Here is a 23,806-nt window from a genome sequence, read left to right on the forward strand (position 1 = left end):
ACCGGATTGATTCGGATGAGGATGCTGCGGGCGTGTTCAGTCGCTCCCGGCTTCAAGGCTGCGCTCCCAGTCCGCCCGAATCCGGCTGAGAATTTCCGCATAGTGGCCGTTGAGAACCTGAATTTCCTCCCAATCCGGGCGCCTCAGGATCTTCTGCATCAAGAGCCCGTCGCTGTCGAACCAGCGGGGGAGGGGGCCGCCCAGAAAATACCCGCGCTCCCGCAGGATTTCAACCGCCTGTCCCGTCCATGGACAGGCCAGGTTCACCCAAATCTGATTGACCTGGATGCTACGTTGCAGCAGTTCCTTTTCCAGATGATCCAACCTGGAGGCGAAATCTTCTCCTACCTCATGAACCGCCACTCTCGCGACCCGCGCGAAATCGAAGATCTGCGGTCTGATTTCAGAAACCGAGCCCTCGGGGATGCCCTGTTCGGAGATGCGGAAGTCGCGGCTGTCGTCCAGTTCTTCGTACAGAAAATCGAGTTCATCCCGATAGACGGCCGGCAGATAGACCGTGTGGGGCCTCGGGCGAAAGGTCCGGAAGACGAGGAACGCCGAGACACGGCCGGTTGCGCCGGCCGTGTCTTCATGGATCGAAGACCCGATCAGATCGACCTCGAGCGCCCGAGGGACAAAGCCCGCCTTGTCTGTCAATTTCTGGCTGAAGACATGATTGCAGACCGGTTCGCCAAAGACGGCATTGAGATGAGGGAATTGCTTGGCGACCTCGATGTTGTGAACCACCATGCGGGTGAAGATTCCTTTTCCCCCCCGATAAGCGTTGTGCACCACGCCGGCACCTGTTTCATAGGTCCCGGGATGGGCCGCACTGTTGAAGAGAGCGGTATGCCCGACGACATCCCCCTTGGGGGTCTTGGCGACGCTGGATATGACCCGGTGGGCGGCGTTTTCGGCAATGAGAAGGCCCGGTTCGACGTACGTCCTTACAGCATATCCTTCGCCGTAAACCGAACGAAATAGACGTGACACCCCTTCGGCATCTTGCGGCTGAAATGGGAATACATCCCAGTCCTGGCCCGGCTCGATATCCAATGTGTTGTTTGTGTCCGTGCTCATCCCATCCTCTTTGTCAAACGGTTTCCCGCTGCGTGTTCTTTCAAGGTCGAAAATGCGATTCAGCCACAAATTTCTTAAACCGGCTTTACCTGATTTGCTCTTGTTCGAAAGGTCCTCGGTGGAGGTTTGAGAAGGTTCGGGGTGATATGTTCTTTCAAGCCCTTTCGAATGTAGCAGGGCGAATCTCCGGAAATCACCTGAGCAACATATCTTGCAGAACGATGCGAAAAATCCGCTTTATTCGCCTTGCCGGGGGAAAGCTATATTTGTTTGGCTGCGGATGACAGGAGGATGGTTTCGATAAACCCGCCCAAGCACAGAAGCTTATAAAATAAGCCCCTGATAATGTCAAGCCGTCGAACCGATGCGGTCCGCTTCCGCCCAAGATCTGCCGTGTGCAGAGGCCGGGCAACCCCCAAGATGGCCCCTCTTTTCGGCAGGAAAACACTTTGTGAAAGCTTGCTTTTTCAAAGGGAAGATGCAAGCTTTGTAACCGGTTGGACAGGAAATGTCGGTTTACCTGATTTGACAACTCATACGGACTGTTTTGGTGCGGTCGGGAGGAACATACGATGAAGAGACGCGATTTCTTGAAGAGTATGGCCATGGGGGGTGCGGCGGCTGCACTGGCAGGCGGGAGCGGTGTTGCCTCCGCCTTCTGGAGTCCGGCTAAGGCTGGCGCTGCCGGAAGGAGCAAGCTGGTTTTCATCAGTGATCTCCATTTGAATGTCGATGCGCCCTACTCCTGGTTTTCCGCGCATGCCCCGCATCTGGTGCAGTTCTTCAAGGATTTGAACGAGCGGGAGGATGTATCCGAACTGGTGATCCTGGGTGATATGCTCGACGACTGGGTTTCGCCTGTGGAAGAGTCTCCCCACAGCCTTGCCGATGTTTTCGAGGATAACTACGCAAATGGCGTGGTTCCCGCCCTGCAGGCGCTCTGTCTGAACCCGGCCCTCCATGTCGTCTATGTGACGGGCAACCACGACCTGCTCTCCTGCGAACTGGATAACCAGACGCTCATCAGCGGCGTTTTTCCCGGAATGACGATTGTTTCGGACCCCCCCGGATTGGGTGCTTACTCGCGCGACAACGTGATCTGGGCCGAGCACGGCCACCGCTATTCCCTTTTCAACGCACCCGATGTCTGGAGTCGGCCGGACGGTCACCTGCCCTTGGGATACTTTATCTCCAGATTGGCTGCCTCCGCATCCTTCGGTACGGGAAGACGCGTCACCACGCCCGAGCTGCTCCGCCGATTTTTGAAAGCGCCGGGTCAGGTGCTTGAAACCATGCAGGAGGATCGCACCGGTGCGAGCCTGCGCCAGGATAAAAGCGGGCCGATCGACGATGCCTTCATCCGGGCGCTCTATACCGCAATCTACCGGGTGATGGGATACCGTGCGTGGGACCGATACGTTATGGAAGGTGTGGACGGGTTTTTGCGGGATCCCCTGGTAGCGGCTGTCAAATGGATTTACGGCGGTATTTTCAGTGGCTGGCCTTCACGTCAGAACATCGTCAGCAGCGATGAGGCCGTCATGAGCGACCTTTACCTGAATCACGTGGCCCGGCTCTTGTTCGAGATGCCCGACGCTATCAAAGACCACTATCCCTTCGCTCCAAGAATCGTCCTGTTCGGGCATACACACCGGGCTGCCTTTGAATACCGTGCCGGAGAGGTCGAAACCCTTTATGTCAACACGGGAACATGGATCGATTCCCAACCCATCACCTGGGTGGAGGTGGAAATTCGCGAGGGCGACCCGGGATATAGATCGTATACCGTGTCTTTGTGGTTTCATGGAGAGATCTCCCCGAGATATACGGGTACGTTGAATGCAGCGTATGCCTGAGACCGGATCAGCCGGAAACAAGGACACTGGGGAAAACAGGAGAAATACGTGGATAGGACCTTCCTTTTGAAGGCGTTTCGCTCCTGATTTCAACTTCCAGCAATGGATGCAGGAGGGGGTTTTATGCACCGAGTTGTATCCTGCCTTTTGGCCTTTTCGTTTCTGGCCGTTTCTTGTCTCGGTTTGGATGCGTCGGAAAGGCCCTCACAGTACGTACTCGGTGAGAACGGTTCTTTTCGAGGTTGGTATACCCGCGTCGTGGATCGTGACGGACTGTCTTCTCTGGCTGTCATTGGAGCAACGCAGGTTATGGACGGGGGCACTGGACTACCGGCGGAGGGCCCTGGATATCTGGCTGTCATTATCCACGATAGGGCCGGTACCCGAATTTTCGAGTCTTACCCCTCGAAATCCGGTTTCAGGGCTCACCGCGAGAAGGGCCTGGATGACCCGCTGAGCGAGGAGTGGACGATATTCGAGTGGCAGGCCGAGGGTTTCGGGTTTATCTCCAACGACTGGATCGATATACGTATCCCGGAGCGGGTTGAGGTTCAGGTTGCGCTCGACGGGGAACGTTTGCCATGGAACCCGGCCTTGCCTTCGGCCGGGCCAGAAGGCTGGGTTGAGTTTATATCGGCTGTTCCGTTGCACTGGCTGGTTTACACCCTTGGATCTGCGGCGGATTACCATTGTTCTGTCTGGGACGGAGATGTCCGGCACAGTATTTCGGGGACGGGCTATGCCCATCAGGAATCCAATTGGGGTGAGGTCTTTCCACCATCCTGGGTCTGGGCGCAGGGTATCGGTTCCGACAACGCCTGTCGCTTTGCTGTCGCCGGCGGGAAGGTGATGATCGAGGGACGGCCTTTAAGAGCCTGGTTCCTGGCCTATCAGTCCGAGTTCCTTTCATGGGAGTTCAGTGCGGCCAGGCCGGGGGTCCTGTTCAGCACACGGATCCAGCCGGAGGCCGGATGGTTCCGAATTACGGCGCAGGATCCTCTGAGAAGGCTTGTGCTGCAAGCGGTTGTTCCCAAAGACAGTTTCATCACGGTATCCGTCCCGACATCCGCCGGGTTTGAACCCGGTGGGATCGAATCCTTTTCGGCCTGCGTCAGACTGGAAGCTTACCGGCGAACTCCCAAAGGGTTTCGCCTTGTGGAAAGACGTCATTTACGGAACGCAGCTCTGGAATTCGGGAATCTTGGAGGTCTCCGTTCGGAGCGCGGATCTCCTTGAAACTCCCGCCCGTCTGTTCTTGAACGCTGATTCCACTGTTTTTGAGAGCGATCGCTGAGGAGTCGAGCTTACGAACCGGTCTTTCAGCTTGATGGTCCAAAACCTGTGGAATCACCGGGCCGGATCCGGGGGGATGCGTATGGAATAAACCGACCCGAGGGTTGCCCCGCTGCTTCTGTGCGACGAGGTGTTTCGTTTTGGATCCCTTGTCCCATTCCTCCTTCTGGGGGTGATGGGGCCGATTCATATGTTATCTTGTGTCCATCCGGAAATGATTTTCTTATAGAACCCAGTTTCCAATCCGGAAATGAGGATTTTTGGCCAATATCAAGGAAATCAAGCGCTTGCGCGGAGGCGACCTGGTGGTCGCCGCACAAGCAAACGTGCAGATTGACGCCGAGATTGGCAAAAAAGACCATTTCCGGATGGATACTATCTTGATGTTGTATTTGCACGCTGCTTTCTCCAGCGGAAAGGGGCGGGTGCAGAAGGGACACGAGGCGCAGGACCTTCTTGAACGGGAGGGCATCGGCGGCAGCCTGATTCAGGAGCGAAACGATTTTTTTGGAGATCGTGCAAAAACGTGGCTTGACAGATATATCGCTTGTGACATATATCAGCATTGATATATATTTCTTCTCGACCCGACCCCTTTCGAAACAGCGGGGATCCTCTCCGGCGGAGGGTTCATTGCCCGTGTCTTAGCTGAAATTCATCGGATTGGAGGCGTTTCATGGTTTCGGCATTTTTTACACTGAATGGTAAAGAGGTCCCTTTCAAGCCGGGGGCGACCATCCTCGAAGTCGCGAGAGAAAACGGCGTAGAGATCCCGACGTTGTGCTATCTCGAGGATACCACGCCGACAGGGGCGTGCCGCATCTGCCTGGTGGAGGTGGAGGGGGCTCCCAGTCTCGTGACGGCCTGTTCGACCCCTGCTGCACCGGGAATGGTTGTCAGGACCCATACGCCGCGTGTGATCGAGGCGCGGCGTCTCAATATCGAGCTTCTGTTGGCCTCCGGAAACCACAACTGTCTGGTCCTGGACCAACCATTGGACAACTGGACCGACTTTCAGCTGCAGGCCATGGAGCCGGATGAACATAAAGACCTGTGCCCCGCCTATGGAAACTGCCGGCTGCAGGAGTTGGCGATCGAGTACCGTGCAAGACCCGGCGCCTTCGAACCCCCTGAAAACCGCTATCCAATCGAGACTGTAAACCCTTTGATTGTAAGGGATTTTTCTCGCTGCATCCTGTGTGGCCGCTGCGTCGCGGCTTGCAACGAACTCGTCGTGAACCGCGCCATCAGCTTCGGTTACCGAGGTGCGGCCACCAAGATCGTCACAAAAGGCGACCGGCCGTACCACGAGAGCGACTGCGTCTTCTGCGGACAATGCGTGCAGGTCTGCCCGACCGGCGCCCTTGTGGAAAAAAAGGCCCTGGGGCTCGGGTTACCGCTGGAGCAGACCAAGGTCCGGACGACCTGTCCCTATTGCGGTGTCGGATGCCAGCAGTGGCTGCACGTGAAGGACGGCCGCATCGTCAAGGTGACGGCTGTCGAAGAGGGCGCGCCCAACAAGGGGCGCCTGTGTGTCAAGGGTCGTTTCGGGTACGATTTCATCTATTCCGAGGAAAGGTTGAAGTCGCCGCTGATCCGCGAAGGAGACGGTTTCAGGGAGGCCTCCTGGGACGAGGCCCTGGATCTGGTGGCCCGGAAATTCAAGGCGATCATCGCTGAAAGCGGTCCGGACGCCATCGCGGGGGTCAGCTGCGCACGCAGCATCAACGAGGATTCCTATCAGATGCAGAAGCTCTTCCGCGCGGTGATCGGCACCAACAATATCGATCACTGCGCGCGGACTTGACACGCCCCGACCGTCGCCGGGCTGGCGACATCGTTTGGATCGGGGGCCATGACCAACTCGTTCGAGGAGTTCAAGCGTGCGAAATGTTTCCTCGTTATCGGCTCCAATATGAACGAGGCCCATCCCGTGGCTGCCACCTTCGTCAAGAACGCGGTGAACCGGGGGGCCAAACTGATTGTCGTGGATCCCCGCAGACACTCGCTGGTGGATTTCGCGAACCTTCACGTTCCCATCCGCGTCGGTACGGACATCGCGTTCCTGAACAGCCTGATGCATATCTTGATACGGGACGAAGGTTATGACAAGGCCTTTGTCCAAGGCTGTTGTGTGGGTTTCGACGCGCTCAAGGAAAAAGTCCGGGAGTATCCTCCCTCGCGCGCCGCGGAGATCTGCGGGGTTTCGGAGGGCATGATCGAGGAGACCGCCCGCATGCTCTCCGAGGTCAAGCCTGCCATGCTCTGCTACACCCTCGGGATCACCGAGCACACCTGCGGCAAGAACAACGTCATGAGCTGCGCCAATCTCCAGATGCTGCTCGGCAACCTCGGAAAGGAGTGCGCCGGTGTCAACCCCCTGCGCGGGCAGAACAACGTCCAGGGGGCCTGTGACATGGGGGCGCTGCCCAACGTGTTCCCGGGCTACCAGAAGGTGGTCGACCTTGCGGCCCGGAGCAGGTTCGAAAAGGCCTGGGGGGTCCAGAAGCTCCCGGAAAAGGTCGGCCTGATGATCCCGCAAATGATGGACGGCCTGATCGATAGGTCCGTCCGCGCCTTCTATATTTTTGGTGAAAACCTGGCGAATACGGAGCCGGACATCCGCCATGTCGAGCATTGTCTCGCCTCGGCGGAATTCCTGGTTTGTCAGGATATCTTCCCCACCGAGACCACGCGTTTCGCCCATGTCATTTTCCCGGCCGCGGCGTGGAGCGAGGACGACGGGACCTTCACCAACAGTGAGCGTCGTGTGAGCCGTGTGCGCAAGGTGAGCACGCCGCCCGGAATCGCCCGGCCCAACTGGTGGATTTTTCGCGAACTCGCAAAGCGTATGGGGCACGAGTGGGCATCTGGCGGCGGCCGGGAGCTGTGGGACAACGAGATCTCCCAGCTTGCCCCGGCTCTTGCAGGGATCAAATACGAGCGGATCGAGAAGGACGGTTTGCAGTGGCCGTGTCCAAACATCTCACACCCCGGGACCTGTTTTCTGCATCGGGACGGTCAGTTTACCTGCGGCCTGGGTCAGTTTATGCCGGTCGATTGGACGCCGCCCGCGGAGACCCCCGATGAGGACTATCCGTTCGTACTCAGCACGGGCAGGCGCCTTTACCATTACCATACCCGTACCCAGACCGGCCGCTCAGGCGGGTTGAACGATCTCCTCGGGGAAGAGACGGCCGATATTTCCCCCATAGACGCCGAGCGCCTCGGCGTGCGGCACGGAGATACGGTCCGTGTCCGATCGCGGCGGGGGCAGGTCAACGTCAAGGCCAAGGTCACCGAACAGGTGCCTGAGGGGCTCGTCTGGATGGCGTTTCATTTTCGGGACGGGTGCGCCAACTGGCTTACGAACCCGGTTTACGATCCCGAAACACTCACCGCGGAGTACAAGGCCTGTGCCGTCCAGGTCGAGAAGGTTTGACGCAGAGAGAAACCCGTCCACGGCATAGAGTGCCCTCTTTGGAAACAGTGAAGATTTTCCTGACAGCCGTTTCCCTTTCCCGGGAATGAACGGTTGGTCCCCTCACCCGCGATGCGCCCCGGGATCGAACCCCCCCGGGGCGCATCATTTGGAATGACAGACGTTCCTTGCAAACTCGAAAAACAGGCTTTTTAGCCCTGCAAGCCGGTCCGGCCGAATGAACCTTCATTCGGGAAAATTGGTTCAGGAAGAGCTGCGAGACGTTGGGTCCCAAGCGTGAGCGATTCCATGTGCCGACCTGGAACCGGCTTCATGCCCGGTGTGTGTTTTCATCCGTTGAGGCCCGTACAGACGGACGCTCGATGTCTCCAGAAAAAATGCTGCAGGAAAAATGTTTTTGCGGCATTCTTTTTTATTGACATATATGCCTAACTTATGTTTAGTTACAATATAATTATATTGTAGTCACATCAATGGGGTGTTTGCGCTTTTGAAGGGAGTGCTGCAGCGTCCGATTGAGCTCGCGTCAACCAGGACAGACCAGGCCCTGACGCCGGTTGTGTGGACAATGCGTGGGCCTGGAGAATCCGCCGTTGCGCTCTGATCGGTGAGATACGGCGGGGAAGCCGGTTTAGCAGACCTGACGATCGAGGGATCGAGGGCAGAACAGCACGAGGGGCGGGAGAATCGGAAGGTCGCCCCCTCGAATGATGGTTTCAAGCGGAATCGAATGCCCTCGCTTTGGGTTTAGGGCGCCGAATCCATGATGGGCCGCTTCCCGACAAGAGACGACTTTCGCCGCTGGTTTTTTGCGGCATTTTTTTGGCAGAACATTATATCAATTTTGATATAAATATAAGGCTCTGGTTTTGTTCGTGTTCGTGTCAGGCAAGAAACAGCGGATATCCTGCGCGATCGATATTCAGTGGGGCAGGAAGGGGTGAAACATGAGATACGCAGAAACGGGGTACAATTTAGAAATCGACTTGGCGACGGGGAACATAGAGCGGGTGGAGACCGATCCGAAGTTGATGGAGCTTCATCTGGGTGGACTGGGCACCAGCGTCAAGTTGATGTGGGACAGGGTTCCGCCCGAGGTCAAGGCGTTCGATCCCGAAAACGTTCTGATATTCAGTGCAGGTCTTTTGGTGGGCACACCTGCCTTCAGCGCGAATCGTACTATCGTGACCTTTATTTCGCCTCAGACAGGGTTGTTGGCATACCCAATGATGGGCGCATTTTGGGCTGCTGAACTTAAATATGCAGGTTATGACAAGGTTATTTTTAGCAATAAGTCTCCAGATTGGGTCTACATATGGATAAATAACGATAAAGTTGAAATACGCGACGCATCACATTTGCTTGGTAAAGGGGGACTCGAAACCCAGGAGTTGATTCGAAAAGAATTGAATGAGCCGAGGGCCCAGGTGGCGGCTATAGGTCCGGCAGGTGAGAATAGGGTCTTCGTGGCTTCCATCGAGCAGGGAAGATCAAGCTCCAGCAGAGGCGGGGGCGGCGCCATCATGGGCGATAAAAAGATCAAGGCAATAGCTGTTCGTGGGACCAAAGACGTTAACATAGCCCGTGGCGCGGAGTTCCTTGAGCATATGCGGGAGGTGATGAAATACATCAAGTTCCGGAATGAAAATCCGCTCCCGGGAGTCATGACCATTCTATCCGGGATTGGTTCTCCAGCTGAGATGAAACATACAGATGAGAAGTGGCATACAGAGAGCTTCGCATGGGGAAATGCCCGACAGCGGCGAAAAAATTTCTGGACCGAGGAAATAGAAAAGAGCTGGAAAGAGACTCAGCTGAAAGCGGTAAAGCGTTTGATTAGCTGTTTTAACTGTCCGACGCAATGCGGTGGGTTGATCGAATACGAAGACACTCCGAGATTCATGATGAAGTGCTTTTCAAAACTGGCCTATCTGATGGGAGCTTATGTAGACGATTTGGGTTTTGGGTTTAGAATTGCCAAGCGTGCTTTTGAGTACGGGGTAGATTCATTCTCAACCCCCCAGATTTTGGCGTTTGCTGTTGAGTTGTATGAGGCGGGCATCCTGACGGATAGTGATTTTGCGGGGACTTCCACCTACGAAGCATGCCCATCCGATAAAGAGGGGAGGTTCTTCTGGTTGCTTGACCGATTTGCTCGGCGGGAAGGAATCGGCGATATCCTGGCGGACGGAACTTACTATGCAGCCCGTAAGATCGGCAAAGGGGCGGAAAAATATGATCATAACACCGTCAAGAAACACGAGCAGATGAATATCAAGCTGGGTATGCTGGATCCTCTTTATTATCTTATGTATGCCACCAATGAAAAGATAAGTATTACCCAGATGGAAGGGAACTGGCCCCAAGCGGCTTTTCCTAAACGAGAAGACAGGGAGGCCTTTGTTGAGGACTGGCCCCAGCTCCCGAATGAAAAATTCAAGCAATATTTCTTGGACTGGGAACCGCGTGGAGAAAATTCAAATCCGTATTACCCGACCCCCCAGATGTGCAGTGAAATTGTTGATTGGATGGAGACAATTCACAACATAGATGATGCCCTCTGTTTATGTGCCGGTATGGGCTCATTTTGCCTGAAGCCTCCCTATCATATCCACAATTACCCGAAAATAATTTCAGCAGTGACGGGGATGGACCTCGATGAAGAAGGATTAAAAAAAATAGCTCACAGAAGCCGGAATCTGCACAGGGCGTTTAACATCAGGAGGGGTATGTCGCGGGCGGATGAGAAGCCGCCTGAAGACCATTGGAAACACAGATATCCTGAACTGGAAGAAGAACTGCTGTCAACCTATTACAAATTCAAGGGTTGGAATATGGACGGTGTTCCCACTAAAGAGAGATTGCATGAACTGGATTTGGATTATGTTGCAGAAGATCTTGAAAAAAGGGGAATATTAAAAAATGGCCAAGATCAAAAAGAAGATCAAGACAATAAAAGTTGATGCGGATAAGTGCAATGGCTGTCGGGCCTGCGAGGTAGTCTGCTCCTACTATCACGCTCAGCCCCAATACAGCAGCAATAATCCTGCGCGGTCGCGTATTCAGGTGATTCGAGACCCCTTTAGGGATATATGGCTTCCTGTATTTGCAGGTGAGTATACCCCGGCCGAGTGCATGGGCAGGGACAAGTACGTGATCGATGGGAAGGAGTACGACGAGTGCGCCTTCTGCAGGGCCTCCTGCCCATCCCGAGACCTGTTCAAAGAGCCCGATTCCGGTCTTCCGCTCAAATGCGACATGTGCGAAGGCGAAGAAAAGCCTTTCTGCGTCGAGTGGTGTCTGAATGACGTTCTGATCCTCGAGGAGCGGGAAGAGGAGGTCGAAGAGGGCGAACCGCAGGAGGCGCTGGAGGTCGGGTTGGAGGCGTTGGCCGACAGATACGGACTGGACAAGCTCGTGGATACCTTGACCCGGATGTCCCTGAAGCCCTGAGAACTAAAGGCAAGCAAAGAGGATAGAAAAAGACAGTGGAAGCGGTAGCCGATTATAAGGAAATTATCGATGTCATCAAGGCGAACGGGGGGGACGCGTTCAAGCGGTGCTTCCAGTGCGGTCTGTGCGACACGGTGTGTCCGTGGAACCGGGTCCGGAATTTCAGCATCCGCAAGATCGTCCGCCAGGCCGCGTTCGGGATGACCGAGATCGAGAGCGACGAGATCTGGCGCTGCACGACGTGCGGGAGGTGTTCGCAGCAGTGTCCGAGGGACGTCAAACAGATCGAGTCCGGGATTGCCCTGCGCCGGGTGGCGACGGAATACGGGGTGTTCCCGACCTCCGTGAAGGCTATCCGGACGGTGAGCGCGAGCCTGGTGGGGGAAGGCAATCCGCTGAGCGAGGAGCGGAAGAAGCGGGCGGACTGGGCGAAAGGCCATTCGGTGGAGGCGTTTACCGAGGAGATGGACGTCCTTTATTTTCCGTGCTGCTATCCGAGCTACGATCCGAGGTTGAAGAAGGTGGCGCAGGCCACGGCCGACATCCTGAACCAGGCCGGCGTGAGCTTCGGGATCCTGGGCAGCAAGGAGAACTGCTGCGGGGAGAGCATCCGGAAGACCGGGGACGAGGAGTTGTTCAAACGCCTGGCGAAGGAGAACATCAAGACCTTCATCGACAGCGGGGTGAAGAAGATCCTGGTCTCCTCGCCGCACTGTTACCACACCTTCAAGAACGAGTACCCGGAGTTCAGCGTCCACTTCGAGGTGATCCATGTCTCCGAGTTTGTGCACCAGTTGATCGAGGAGGGGCGGCTGACGATCCAAAAGGAGTACCCGAAGCGGGTGACGTATCACGACCCGTGCTATCTCGGGCGGCACAACGGGATCTACGACGCGCCGCGGGAGGTGCTGAAAAAGGTGCCGGGCCTCGAACTGGTGGAGATGGCGGACTGCCGGAGCGACAGCCTGTGCTGTGGCGGGGGCGGGGGCCGGATCTGGATGGAGACGCCGAAAGGGGAGCGGTTCTCGGACCTGAGGCTGGAGCAGGCGATGGACGTGGGCGCCGAGGTGCTGGCGACGGCCTGCCCCTACTGCATCGCGAACTTCGAGGACAGCCGGCTGACGCTGGATGTGACGGAGAAACTGGAGGTCAAGGATATTACCGAGATCATCCGGGAAGTGATGTAGTTTCCGGCCGGAAAGGGTGTTTTTGCCCAATCTTGGCGTCAACCTGCGCGGTTGCTTGTGCGGCGTACCGGTCGTACGCCTTCGCGCAACCGCTGGGTTTCCTTGATCTTGGCCAAACTGGGACCCGCCGCGAAGCGGTGGGACTGAGCACCCGAAGGGTGTGAAGAAAAATCCTCCTTTCCGGCCTGGAAACCGGGATTTTACGGGCAAATCATTTCCGGATGAAGTGAGACGATTTGCAGTCCTGCAGGAGAAGGGCCGGGGCGCGGCCTTCCCGGCGGAAACGATTCAGTGCAGATGAGAAGGCCCCTGCCCGGGGGCCGCAAGCGATCTGCTGAGGTGAAAAAGTGGAAAAAGAAGAACACGTGCTGGAAGAGAAGATTCGATACCTGTGCAAGGGTCTCGGCAAGGGAGATTTCGGGGACGTGATGGTTGTCGGCGGCGGGATCAGCGGCATTCAGGCCTCGCTGGATCTGGCCACGGCCGGATTCAAGGTGTACCTGATCGAGAAGTCGCCTGCCATCGGCGGCCACATGGCGCAGCTGGACAAGACCTTTCCGACCAACGACTGCTCGATGTGAATTCTCTCCCCGAAACTGGTCGAGGTCGGCCGGCATCCGAACATAGAGGTCCTTACCTACACCGAGGTGGACCGAGTCGAAGGGGAAGCGGGGGATTTCAGGGTGACCCTGAGGAAGAAGCCCCGGTACATCATCGAGGAGAACTGCACGGGGTGCGGCACCTGCGCGGAGTATTGCCCGGTGCAGTATCCCGACCGATACAATCAGGAGATTTCCGAGAACAAGGCGGTTCACATCTATTTTGCACAGGCGATCCCGCTGATCGCCTATATCGATGAGAGCTGCCTGTATCTGAAAGAGAAGAAGTGCCGGATCTGCGAAGGGGTGTGCAAGAGCAACGCGATCGACCTGAACCAGAAGGAAGAGAAGCGGGAGGTGAAGGTCGGGGCGATCCTGCTCTCCTCGGGCCTCGAGCCGTACGACCCCGGCGTGAAGCATGAATACGGCTACGGGAGGATGCAGAACATCGTGACCAGTATGGATTTCGAGCGGCTGCTGTGCGCCACCGGTCCATACGAGGGGGAGATCCTGCGCGCCTCGGACAAGAAGCACCCGCACAAGATCGCCTGGATCCAGTGCGTGGGCTCGCGGCGTGTCACGCCGGGGGACAACAGCTACTGCTCGGCGGTCTGCTGCACCTACGCCCAGAAGCAGGTGATCCTGACCAAGGATCACGACGCGGATGCGGAGTGCACGATCTTCCACAACGATGTGCGCTCGTACGGGAAGGATTTCGAACGCTACTACGAGAGGACCTCGCAGCTGCCGGGGGTGCGGTTCATCCGGAGCTATGTATCGATTGTCCGGGAGGATCCGGTCACCGGGAATGTCTTCCTCCGCTACGCGACGCCGGACGAGGGGGTGAAGGAAGAGGAATTCGACATGGTGGTGCTCTCCGTCGGGTTGAACCCGCCGGTGGATGCGCAGGCGATCGCGGAAAGGTTCGGGATTGCGTGCAATGCACATGGGTTCTGCGAGACGCACGCCACGAACCCGATGGAGACGAGCCGGCCCGGGATCTTTGTGAGCGGGGGGTTCCAGGGTCCGCTGGATATCCCCGAGTCGGTCTTCAGCGCGAGCGGGGCCGGGTCGCAGTGCGGGGAGTTTCTGGACCGCCGGCGGGGCAGGCTCACGACGGAGCGGGTCTACCCGGATGAAAAGGATGTTTCACAGGAAGAGCCGCGGATCGGCGTGTTTGTGTGCCACTGCGGGGCGAACATCGGCCGGGTGGTGAATGTGCCCTCGGTGGTGGATTACGCCCTGACGCTGCCGAACGTCGTCTATGCCCAGGAGCAGCTTTTTTCGTGCGCGACGAACTCGGCGAACCAGATCACCGACATGATCAGGGAAAAGGGGCTGAACCGCGTGGTGGTCGCGGCCTGCTCGCCGAGGACGCTCGAGCCGCTCTTCCGGGACACGCTGCGGGAGGCGGGGATCAACCAGTACTACTACGAGATGGCCAACATCCGGGAGCACAACTCCTGGGTCCACTCGAAGGAGAAGGAAGAGGCGACGCAGAAGGCGAAGGACATCACGCGGATGTCGGTGGCGCGGGCGTGCCTGCTGGAGCCCTTGCAGGAGATCGACCTGCCGGTGAACAAGGCGGCGCTGGTGGTCGGCGGGGGCATTGGGGGCATGACCTGCGCGTTGTCGATCGCCAAACAGGGCCACGAGGTCTATCTGCTCGAAAGGGAGGCGGATCTGGGCGGGATGGCGAGGCGGATCCACTACACCCTGGAGGGGCTGGATGTGCAGGCCTATCTGCACGAGCTCGAACGGGAGGTCTACCAGCACCCGTTGATCCACGTCTATACGGAGGCGGAGATCACGGAGGCGACCGGCTACGTAGGGAACTTCGTGACGCGGGTGAAAACGGGCCGGCGCGAGGTGGAGATCCGCCATGGGGCGGCGGTGATCGCGACCGGTGCGATCGAGTACCGGCCGACCGAGTATCTCTATGGGGAAAACGAGCAGGTGGTGACGCAGCTCGAACTCGAGGACCGGATCGCGCGCCGGGACGAGGCCCTTGCCGGTGCGCAGAGCGTGGTGATGATCCAGTGCGTCGGCTGCCGGCAGGAGGACCGGAACTACTGCAGCCGGGTGTGCTGCAGCCAGGCGGTCAAGAACGCGCTGAAGCTGAAGGAACTCAACCCCGAGATGGATGTTTATGTCCTGTACCGGGATATGATGACCTACGGGTTCCGGGAGGATTATTACCGGGAGGCGTCGAACCGGGACGTGAAGTTCATCCGCTGGGAGCCGGAGCGAAAGCCGCAGGTGAGCGAGGCCGAAGAAGGTGGCCGGAAGGTGGTGCGGGTGGTGGTGCCCGACCCGATCCTCGGGGAGGAACTGGCGATCGACGCGGACTACCTGGCGCTGTCGGCGGCGGTGATCCCCGCTCCCGGGGCAGTGGATCTGTCGCGGCAGTTCAAGATATCGCTCGGGCCGGACGATTTCTTCAAGGAGGCGCACGTCAAGCTGCGGCCGGTGGAGTTTTCGACGCAGGGCGTGTATCTGTGCGGAACGGCGCACTACCCGAAGCACATCCCGGAGGTGATCAACCAGGCCTACGGGGCCGCGGGCCGGGCGCTGACCCTGCTCTCGCACGATGTGGTGACGGTGTCGGGGGCGGTCTGCGAGGTGGAGGAGAAGAAGTGCATGGGGTGCGGGGCGTGTATCGCGGCGTGCGCCTATGGCGCGATCGAGTTCCGGGACACGCGCCAGGGGCCGAAGGCGGTGGTCAACCCGGTCCTGTGCAAGGGGGACGGGTTGTGCAACGCGGCGTGTCCGACGGGCGCGATCCGGCTGAAGCACTTTACCGATGAGGAGATCAGCACCCAGATCGATGCGGCGATACCGGAAGAAGAGGCTTTGCAACCCATGGATGCGGCGGTTGGAGATGTGTAGGATAATCGAAACGGATGAAGCCGGGATGAGCGGTGAAGGGGGTGAGAAGGAATGAGTGCAGGGGCCAAATTTAAACCCAGGATGCTCGGGTTTGTATGCCACTGGTGAGCGTACGGCGCCGCTGATATGGCTGGAGTTTCCAGGCTACAATATTCGAACGAGATCAGGCTGATTCGCGTCATGTGCTCGGGCAGGGTGGATCTGGAGTTTGTGCTCAGAGCCTTCTCGAACGGGCAGGACGGGGTTTTCATAGGTGGCTGCCATTTAGGCGAGTGCAATTACATCACGCACGGGAACTACCATACGCTGAGCATGGTGCTGCTGTGCAAGCGGATCATGGAGCATATCGGTCTGAACCCGGAGCGGCTCCGGATCAAGTTCATGTCGGCCGGGGACGGGATTCCGTTTGCCGAATACATGACGGATTTCAGCCGGACGATCAAGGAACTGGGCCCGATCGGCAAGGGGGAGGGCCTGGACCCTGCGGAGGTGAAGGAGAAGCTCGATGCGGTCCGGAAGCTGGTCCCCTATATCAAGGTGGTGAAGCGGGACAAGCTCGAACGCCGTCTGACGGACAAGGCGGACTACGAAGGGTTCTACACCCGGGAAGAGATCGAGGAGCTGTTCCGGGACGTAGCGTCCTACTACATCGACCCGGAGAAGTGCCAGGCCTGTATGACGTGCTTCAGGCGGTGCCCCGCGGAGGCGATCATCGGTGGGAAGAACCTGATCCATGTCATCGACCAGGACAAATGCATCAAGTGCGGGACCTGCTTCGAGGTCTGCCCCCCGCGCTTCGGCGCGGTGCAGAAGCTTGTCGGCGAACCGGTTCCCCCGCCGATCCCCGAAGAGCAGAGAAAAATCGTCAGAAAGGCAAAAGGTTGATCAGTGGTCCATCCTTTTCCGGTCGATCAGAGATCGACTTGGTTCCCGCAAGAGAAGAGATTGCCATTGACCTTTTAATATGGGAGTATTTCTCATGAATATGGGTCCTTATACCTACGATGAATATCTCGAGGCGGTTCGCCGGTTCCATGGAACGATCGCCCCCGGTGTCTTGCTGGGCGGTTTTATGGTCAACCTGGCGCTTGACAACCTGCCCGAGGGGGAGTTTTTCGACGCCCTGTGCGAGACCCGAGCCTGCCTGCCGGATGCGGTCCAACTGCTGACTCCGTGCACCACGGGCAACGGTTGGCTCAAGGTGATCGACTTGGGCCGCTATGCATTGGCCCTTTATGATAAATCGAGCGGCAGAGGGGTGCGTGTCTATGTCGATGCGTCCAAAGTGGAGGCATGGCCGGAATTGAAAAGCTGGTACTTCAAGCTCAAACCGAAAAAGGAGCAGGATTCGGTCCGCCTTATGGCGGAGATCGAGATTGCGGGGGCCGGTGTGTGCAGCCTTCAGGCCGTGCAGCTCGATCCGGAGTTTATCAAGGTGCGGCGGCGCAAGGGCTTCAAGATTTGTATGGTCTGCGGAGAGGCCTATCCTGTCACCGATGGCCCTATCTGTCGAGGGTGCCAGGGCGAGGCGCCGTACGTGGCTATGGAGGCCTCGCTGCTCGAAACCCCTGTTTTGTGCCCGCTCGAATGCCGTGCCGTTTGAAGATGCCCCGCCGCCTGCGGGCGGTCCCATGATCCGTTTTATGGCGGAGGGGCGCTTCGAGTGTGTTATCCCGTGTGCGGTGGCGCCCTTCCGGATGGATAGGGTGGTTCGTCCCGTGAATGCTCAAGCCTTGGAATGAAAAGCCAATGGTCCCAGTAGTCGGCATTACGACGCAAACCATCCAGGAGGCGAAATGGTACAAATACATCGCCGATCTGGGATTCCACGCCGTCGAGATCAATCGGCGGAACTCCAAACTGTATTTCAATCTCTATTTCCTGGAAAAAGTGAAACGGTACCTGGAGGGATTCGATCTGAGCATCCATTCCGCCACGGCTGGCATTTTCCAGCCTTACCGATCTTTCACCAAGGCCAACCTGGCTGTATTGACTGCAGAACTCGATGTGTGCCGCTTTCTTGAGGCGCGGCAACTTGTGTTCCACTTGAACGATGGAATCCTCTCTCCCGAGGACAAGCAGCGCCTCAAGGAGGTGCTGCTGTATGCGGCGGATGTCGGCGTCGAGATGCTGTATGAATCGAACAGCATCCTGGTTGCCGAGTATGCTTACGACATCCTTGGAAGTTTTCCGGAGCTGGGATACGTGCTCGATCTCGGGCATCTCAACAACGGCTGCGGACGCGGCGAACTCGGCTGCGAGATCGACGTGTTTTTGCGTGAAGTGAGAAACAGGGTGGTCTACGTACATGCCAGCAACAATTCGGGCCAGCGCGACGAGCACAATGGTCTCGAAGAAGGGACGCTCGATTGGCGTCATGCCCTGGATATGCTCGATTTTTCGATGATCACGAAGATCATCCTGGAGGTTAGATTTCTGAAGATGGTGGAGTCCTCCCGAGCGGCGCTGATGCGTTATTTAGAATTGGGGTCGGACCAATTCAACACGTTGAATATGTTGGGAGATCGTGCACAAAAATAGCGTTTTCCGTGCTTAAACGCATCATTTTGGCATGAAAAAGGGGGCTTTTAGGCGGCATGTTGCAGTTCCGGGGAAGGATTGACGATTCCGCTATCTTATGGAGAAGGTTCTAGAGTCTGTAATCTCGGTCAGTATGGCACGTGGTTCCTGTCCTGCCTAACAGAGTCTCTCAGAAAATACTTATCCAACACGAGTCAGCTTGCATTCCGGGAAGGGAAAAGACGCTCGGTTCGTGTCTCTGCAGTATCATGCCCCTCGCTGCTGCTCTATGACCTTGGGGAGCTTCACGAATCGGAAATTCATGCTGAAGGCCGGCCTCGTGTCTGCCGATACCGCCGCAGCCGGGCCCTTCGCCCTCCCGTGAAGGTGTTCTTCCCCGGGTGTGAATCGCAAACCTGTCTTTCCTTTTCCCTGACTTTTCGCTCGGCTTTTTTCCCGGGGCACAAATCTTCCTGAAACCCCTCCATCTGCATGCAACCTTGTGTGGTCCGGTCTTGAGGGTCTCGGTCGGTGTTCCGGCTTGAATCGATCCGGCGTTCCGTGTATGAAAGGTGTTGAAGCCACAGGCTTGAATCGAGGGGATTTGCATGAATCTACACATGATTTCCACCGTCGTTCTGGTGGTTCACTGGGTTGTCATTGTGGGCCTTTCGATCCGCGTGGTCATGCGGCGGCCGCCTGTAGGCGTTGCGATGGCCTGGCTGGCGGTGGTTTTCAGCGTACCCCTGGTAGGCGCGGCGGTCTACCTGCTCTTCGGCGAAAAGCGGCTGGGCCGGGGTCGTGCGGCGCGGATCCAGACCGGCGTGCCCCGACTCGTCCGATGGCAGGCGGCCCTCAGGGAGCAGACGACGCCTGTGTCGATCGAGCCTGTGGGCGAGCCGCTCTGCCGCCAGGCCGAGCGGACCACAGGTTCCCCCGCCCTGCCGGGCAACGAGATGCTGCTCCTTAGTGATTTCGAGTCGGTATTCGACCATATGATCAGCGACATCGACACGGCGGAGCGAACGGTCCATTTCTGTTTCTATATCTGGGAGGGGAGCGGTCGCGCAAAGGACGTTGTGGACGCCCTCATCCGAGCGGCCGAGCGAGGGGTGCGGTGCCGGGTGCTCGCCGATGCGCTTGGCAGCAAGGCGTTCCTGGATGGGATTCAGGCCGGCAGGCTGCGCCGTGCGGGCGTCGACTTCAGGGCTGCCTGGCCGACAGGACTCGTGCGGGCGCTCGCCACGCGAACCGATCTGCGCAATCATCGCAAGATCGCCGTGATCGACGGGCGCGTGGCCTACACCGGCAGTCAGAACATGGTGGATCCCCGCTTCTTCAAACAGGCGGCGGGCGTCGGGGCATGGGTTGACGCCATGGTGCGCATCACCGGACCAGCCGCAGCCTCTTTGGATGGCGTGTTTCTCTTCGACTGGTCGGTCGAAACCGGCGCAGCCTTTGAGCCGCCATCCGTTGCGGGTGCACGGGGATATTCCGGCCGCGACGGTTCGTCGGTGATCCAGGTTGTGCCTTCAGGTCCGGATTTTCAGGCTGAGGCGATACACCATCTGCTGCTCAAGGCCGTCTATGGCGCGGAGCGCGAGCTCGTTATGACCACACCGTATTTCGTCCCCGACGATGCGCTTCTGACGGCGCTCGAGACGGCCGCCCTCTGCGGCGTCGCGGTGACCCTGATCATCCCGGCCCGGAACGATTCGCTGCTTGTCCGCCATGCGAGCGCGGCCCACTTCGACGATCTGATGTCGGCCGGGGTCCGGATCGCACTCTTCAAGGGCGGGCTCCTGCATACGAAGAGTCTGACCATCGACGGGGCGATCAGCGTCTTCGGCTCGGTCAATCTCGATATGCGCAGCTTCTGGCTGGATTCGGAGATCTCTCTCTTGGTCTACGACCGCGGTTTCACCCGGCATTTGCGCGATCTTCAGGACAGCTACCTTCAGGACTCCGACCGGCTCGATCCCGGCCCCTGGAACGCCCGCCCCTCCTGGCGCCGGTTTGCCGACAACGTCTGCAGATTGTTTGGCCCTCTGCTTTGAAAATGGCACGATGCCGGCATCGGTGGTTGTTGCAGGGGTTGATTTCCTATAGCGTCGGGCAGGATTCCCGAAACGGATGTTCTGGAATCCATACCTGCATGGAGGAATGCCATTTTTTTTCGAAACCATATGATCACCGTTGTTACGCTGGTGCACCTCTATGTTTTTTTGCGCCCGGGTTCATTGTCCGTGCGCAAAAGGCATCTGAACCGCAAGGGTTTGATCGCTGTGGGCGTTTCCTTTTGGCTCGTATTTTTCATCAGCCGTGTTTATAAAGAACAGACGCCGGGTCTCTTATCCGGTGCGCTCCAAGTGGTCGGGATGCACTGGATGGGGGGAGCATGCTTCTCGCTACGGTGGGGTTCTTTATGGCCGCTCTGACCTCCGGTTTCGGTCTGGAGTTCAGGAGATCGGTGAACAGTATCCGAATACTGGGTGCGGTCTTTGGCTGACATCGATCATCATTGCACATGTGCTGGGCATTCGCCGCCCGGTCGTGGAGACCTATGAAGTGCCTTGGATGCATTGCCTGACACGTTGGAAAAATGCGGAGTGCTTCCTCACGGTGTCCGTGATGAGGCTGCAAACGCTCCTCCTTACGCCGAGGGAGGAGGTATGGGGTTATCCCCGGGGTCTTCCAGGATCCCGGGAAGAATCGTTTTGAGAAGGGGTTCGGGATGGTCAACGAATGCAATCAGAATAGAGGTTTTTATGGAACAGCTCATGCGGAATTTTACATTGAATTTTTTCGGTAAAGGGATCCATAAAGTATCCCCTGAGGCGTTTTTAAAAGGGAAAAACGGTTACTTATTGGATGTCCGCTCGAAGGAGGAATCTGCTTCCATCTTCATAAAACTGGAATTTCACTCGAATATAGAATGTCAAAATATACCGATAAATGAAGTGCCCGACAGAATCGATGAAATCCCGAAAGAGAAATCGATCGCCGTATTTTGCCCGGCAAACGTGAGATCATCTATTGTGTATGCTTATCTGTTGTTAAAAGGCTACCCTGATGTGCGCATCCTTGAAGGGGGTTATTCCGCTTTGACAGATGCATTGAGGCCGGGGAGTGTGTTGAAAGCTGTCCAAAATAAATAGTTTCCATCCGGAAATGGTCTTTTTGGCCAATCTCAGCGTCAATCTGCACGTTTGCTTGTGCGGCGACCCACAGGTCGCCTCCGCGCAAATGCTTGATTTTCTTGATATTGGGCAAACCGGGACCCGCCGCGGAGCGGTGGGACTGAGCGGCGAAGCGGTGAAGAAAAATCCTCATTTCCGGATTGGAAACTGGGTTCTATAGGGAAATCGTTTCCGGATGTACACTAAATAAGAGGATCATCGCTGAATGACAAGCCTGATGGTTGTTTCGTCCCTGATTTTGATCGTCTCTGTGGCGATGACCATGGTCGGAAAAGGAGGCGGCAATTTCTATGTCGTGATTCTGGCACTCGCCAATGTTCCGATGCATGAGGCAGCCACGACCGGTCAGTTCATTCTCTTTTCCGCATCGATTGCGGCGATGGCGATCTTCCAGAAAAATAAATCGGTATCGTGGAAGTTGGCTGTTTTGATCGGGACGTCGACGGCGCTGTCTGCCTTGCTGGGCGGTTATTTTTCTCATCTGTTCAGCGGTCTTTCGCTGAAAATGATATTTGCAGCCATGTTGTTCATATCGGGTATCGTCATGCTGGTTCCTGTTTCCAGCAGTCTTTCCAGGACGCGAAGGCGTTTTGGATCGATAAGTGTCCAATCAGGCGGCGAGGTATACCCTGTCGATTTGCTGATTGCGCTGCCGACGGCTGTTCTGGCCGGTTTCGGCTCCGGAATGGTGGGTGTGTCCGGCGGGTCGTTCCTGGTTCCCCTCATGGTGCTGGCCTGCCGCGTTCCAATGCACACTGCGGTGGGAACCGCATCTACGCTCATTGCTGCAACAGCTCTCATGGGGTTCACAGGTCATGCCGTGCAGGGGGATTTCAACCCGTCCTGGGCTGTTCCTCTGGCTGCCGTCACCATCCTTGGAGGCATACTGGGCGGCAGGTTGTCTTTGAAAACGAAGCCTAAACATCTGAAGCAGTTGTTTGCCTATACGAACTGGCTCGCTGCGGTTTTCATGATCGTCAACGCGCTGCAGACGGGCCGTGGTGGTTAAGGCATCTTGGACCCGAGATCCCGGGTCTCAACGAAATGGAGGTGGTTCATGTCCGGGTATGGAAGTGAATGTGAAGTGGAGATCAGGGATCGCGGGCGGGGCGGCTGGGGGATGTAGTTGCGTCGCCCTTTCTGCGCCTGGCGGAGGGATGCCGTCTGCTCAAGCGATGGAAACGGCATGGCGATGTCCTCAAGCTCGGGTAGGTGACAACTATCTTGAGGCAGGGGGTGTCGGAAATTGATTTCGGCGAGCATTAAACTCTGATAAGGAAGCGTGAGCGGTAGTTGAGACGAATTCCTCGGGTCAGGTCGAGTGTTCAGTAGATGGGCATTTGAGAACTTCATCCAGAAACACATTTTTCAGGAGGAGCCGACATGTCGAACCCGAACTTGAAAAGAGGGGATAAGGGCGAAGCGGTGTACAGGCTGCAGTCTTTTCTCAATCGCGTCGGAGCGATGTTGATTGCGGACGGGGATTTCGGCCTTGCAACGGACAGGGGCGTCCGGTATGCGCAGGATTATGCCAATCAGCCTACAACGGGGGTCGCCGATTTCACGCTCTGGACGTGGTTGGAATCCAGGCCGGAGCCGTTTCCGAGTCTCGACACGAATGGTGTGGCATTCATTGCGCTGGAGGAGACGGGAGGCCTCGGCTATTACGATCAATTCAGCAGATGGCCGCATTTTCCCGGCGAGCAAAGCGGCATCACCATCGGCGTCGGATATGATCTGAAATGGAATAGCGAGGCGGATTTTATCGCCACCTGGGGGCCCCATTTACCCGATGCCGTCATGGTTGAACTGGCCAGGGATATCGGCAGACGCGGGACGAAAACCCGCGCTCGAGAGCTTCGGCAGTTGGGCGTGGAAATTCCTTTCAAATATGCATGGTCGGTCTTTGTAGAGAAGACGCTTCCCCGCTTCTACGCGGATTCCGAGGCGATCTACCCTTCGCTCGAGCGTCTTACTGGATTGTGCCGTTCGGTTCTCGTCAGCATTGTCTTCAATCGCGGCAACGATTTGAGAGGAGGTCGACGCAGGGAGATGAGGGAGATTCAGACCATCCTCGCGCGGGCCGACGAGGCCGGGCTGGATCATGAGCGGGTCAAATCGATTCTCGCCGAGGTCGAGGATCAGATCGTTTCCATGAAGCGGCTGTGGGATCCGGCCTCCGGTCTGATCAAACGCCGCCAGGCCGAGGCGAATCTATGGCGCAAGGGTTTGGAACGGCTGTAGGAAACCCATGGACCGCTGAAAAGAATCCGGGCCGCTCTCTCCA

General features: G+C 57.2%; 18 protein-coding genes. 16 read left to right on the forward strand and 2 right to left on the reverse strand.

Annotated elements, in window-relative coordinates; all coding sequences use genetic code 11:
* Positions 1 to 36 precede the first annotated feature (36 nt).
* Positions 37 to 1,080 (reverse strand): hypothetical protein, encoded by a 1,044-nt coding sequence (locus tag ACZ500_RS00085; protein WP_464230505.1) that lies wholly within the window; start codon positions 1,078 to 1,080, stop codon positions 37 to 39.
* Positions 1,081 to 1,652: 572 nt separating this feature from the next.
* On the opposite strand from ACZ500_RS00085, the gene ACZ500_RS00090 reads away from it, so the two are divergent.
* Positions 1,653 to 2,936 carry a metallophosphoesterase gene (locus tag ACZ500_RS00090; protein ID WP_464230506.1) on the forward strand — a complete coding sequence of 428 codons (1,284 nt, stop codon included), beginning with the start codon at positions 1,653 to 1,655 and terminating at the stop codon, positions 2,934 to 2,936.
* A 123-nt stretch (positions 2,937 to 3,059) separates the two neighbouring features.
* Positions 3,060 to 4,172 (forward strand): tocopherol cyclase family protein, encoded by a 1,113-nt coding sequence (locus ACZ500_RS00095; protein WP_464230507.1) that lies wholly within the window; start codon positions 3,060 to 3,062, stop codon positions 4,170 to 4,172.
* An 83-nt stretch (positions 4,173 to 4,255) separates the two neighbouring features.
* Here the strand turns inward: ACZ500_RS00095 and ACZ500_RS00100 are convergent, their stop codons facing one another.
* A complete protein-coding gene (locus ACZ500_RS00100) occupies positions 4,256 to 4,591 on the reverse strand; it encodes a hypothetical protein (RefSeq protein WP_464230508.1) in 336 nt (111 codons plus the stop codon).
* A 314-nt stretch (positions 4,592 to 4,905) separates the two neighbouring features.
* On the opposite strand from ACZ500_RS00100, the gene fdhF reads away from it, so the two are divergent.
* The 14 genes from fdhF (at position 4,906) to ACZ500_RS00170 (ending at position 23,763) form a co-directional block, all read left to right on the forward strand.
* The gene (gene fdhF, locus ACZ500_RS00105) at positions 4,906 to 7,671 is read left to right on the forward strand and encodes a formate dehydrogenase subunit alpha (RefSeq protein ID WP_464230509.1); all 2,766 of its coding nucleotides are present in this window, start codon (positions 4,906 to 4,908) and stop codon (positions 7,669 to 7,671) included.
* 947 nt (positions 7,672 to 8,618) lie between these two features.
* Positions 8,619 to 10,634 carry an aldehyde ferredoxin oxidoreductase N-terminal domain-containing protein gene (locus ACZ500_RS00110; protein ID WP_464230510.1) on the forward strand — a complete coding sequence of 672 codons (2,016 nt, stop codon included), beginning with the start codon at positions 8,619 to 8,621 and terminating at the stop codon, positions 10,632 to 10,634.
* Positions 10,594 to 11,124, forward strand: coding sequence for a 4Fe-4S dicluster domain-containing protein (locus ACZ500_RS00115; protein WP_464230511.1), 531 nt, complete (start codon positions 10,594 to 10,596; stop codon positions 11,122 to 11,124). The genes ACZ500_RS00110 and ACZ500_RS00115 overlap by 41 nt, the downstream gene beginning before the upstream one ends.
* Before the next feature lie 35 nt (positions 11,125 to 11,159).
* Positions 11,160 to 12,311, forward strand: a complete 1,152-nt coding sequence (locus ACZ500_RS00120) for a (Fe-S)-binding protein (RefSeq protein ID WP_464230512.1) — start codon at positions 11,160 to 11,162, stop codon at positions 12,309 to 12,311.
* A 160-nt stretch (positions 12,312 to 12,471) separates the two neighbouring features.
* Positions 12,472 to 12,612, forward strand: a complete 141-nt coding sequence (locus tag ACZ500_RS00125) for a hypothetical protein (RefSeq protein ID WP_464228439.1) — start codon at positions 12,472 to 12,474, stop codon at positions 12,610 to 12,612.
* A gap of 127 nt (positions 12,613 to 12,739) precedes the next feature.
* The gene (locus ACZ500_RS00130) at positions 12,740 to 15,799 is read left to right on the forward strand and encodes an FAD-dependent oxidoreductase (RefSeq protein WP_464233128.1); all 3,060 of its coding nucleotides are present in this window, start codon (positions 12,740 to 12,742) and stop codon (positions 15,797 to 15,799) included.
* A gap of 51 nt (positions 15,800 to 15,850) precedes the next feature.
* Positions 15,851 to 16,684, forward strand: a complete 834-nt coding sequence (locus ACZ500_RS00135; RefSeq protein WP_464230513.1) for a hydrogenase iron-sulfur subunit — start codon at positions 15,851 to 15,853, stop codon at positions 16,682 to 16,684.
* Positions 16,685 to 16,778: 94 nt separating this feature from the next.
* On the forward strand, positions 16,779 to 17,402 hold the full coding sequence (locus tag ACZ500_RS00140) for an FmdE family protein (protein WP_464230514.1): 624 nt from the start codon (positions 16,779 to 16,781) through the stop codon (positions 17,400 to 17,402).
* A gap of 146 nt (positions 17,403 to 17,548) precedes the next feature.
* Entirely contained in the window at positions 17,549 to 18,340 is a 792-nt protein-coding gene (locus ACZ500_RS00145) for a sugar phosphate isomerase/epimerase family protein (RefSeq protein WP_464230515.1), read from the forward strand.
* Positions 18,341 to 18,927: 587 nt separating this feature from the next.
* Positions 18,928 to 20,376, forward strand: a complete 1,449-nt coding sequence (cls, locus tag ACZ500_RS00150) for a cardiolipin synthase (RefSeq protein WP_464230516.1) — start codon at positions 18,928 to 18,930, stop codon at positions 20,374 to 20,376.
* Between the two features lie 516 nt (positions 20,377 to 20,892).
* Positions 20,893 to 21,477, forward strand: a complete 585-nt coding sequence (locus tag ACZ500_RS00155) for a rhodanese-like domain-containing protein (protein ID WP_464230517.1) — start codon at positions 20,893 to 20,895, stop codon at positions 21,475 to 21,477.
* Between the two features lie 13 nt (positions 21,478 to 21,490).
* Positions 21,491 to 21,679, forward strand: a complete 189-nt coding sequence (locus ACZ500_RS00160) for a hypothetical protein (protein ID WP_464230518.1) — start codon at positions 21,491 to 21,493, stop codon at positions 21,677 to 21,679.
* Positions 21,680 to 21,724: 45 nt separating this feature from the next.
* Positions 21,725 to 22,528 (forward strand): sulfite exporter TauE/SafE family protein, encoded by an 804-nt coding sequence (locus ACZ500_RS00165; RefSeq protein WP_464230519.1) that lies wholly within the window; start codon positions 21,725 to 21,727, stop codon positions 22,526 to 22,528.
* Between the two features lie 374 nt (positions 22,529 to 22,902).
* The gene (locus ACZ500_RS00170) at positions 22,903 to 23,763 is read left to right on the forward strand and encodes a peptidoglycan-binding protein (RefSeq protein WP_464230520.1); all 861 of its coding nucleotides are present in this window, start codon (positions 22,903 to 22,905) and stop codon (positions 23,761 to 23,763) included.
* Positions 23,764 to 23,806 lie beyond the last annotated feature (43 nt).

Source organism: Desulfatiglans parachlorophenolica, from assembly GCF_055394735.1.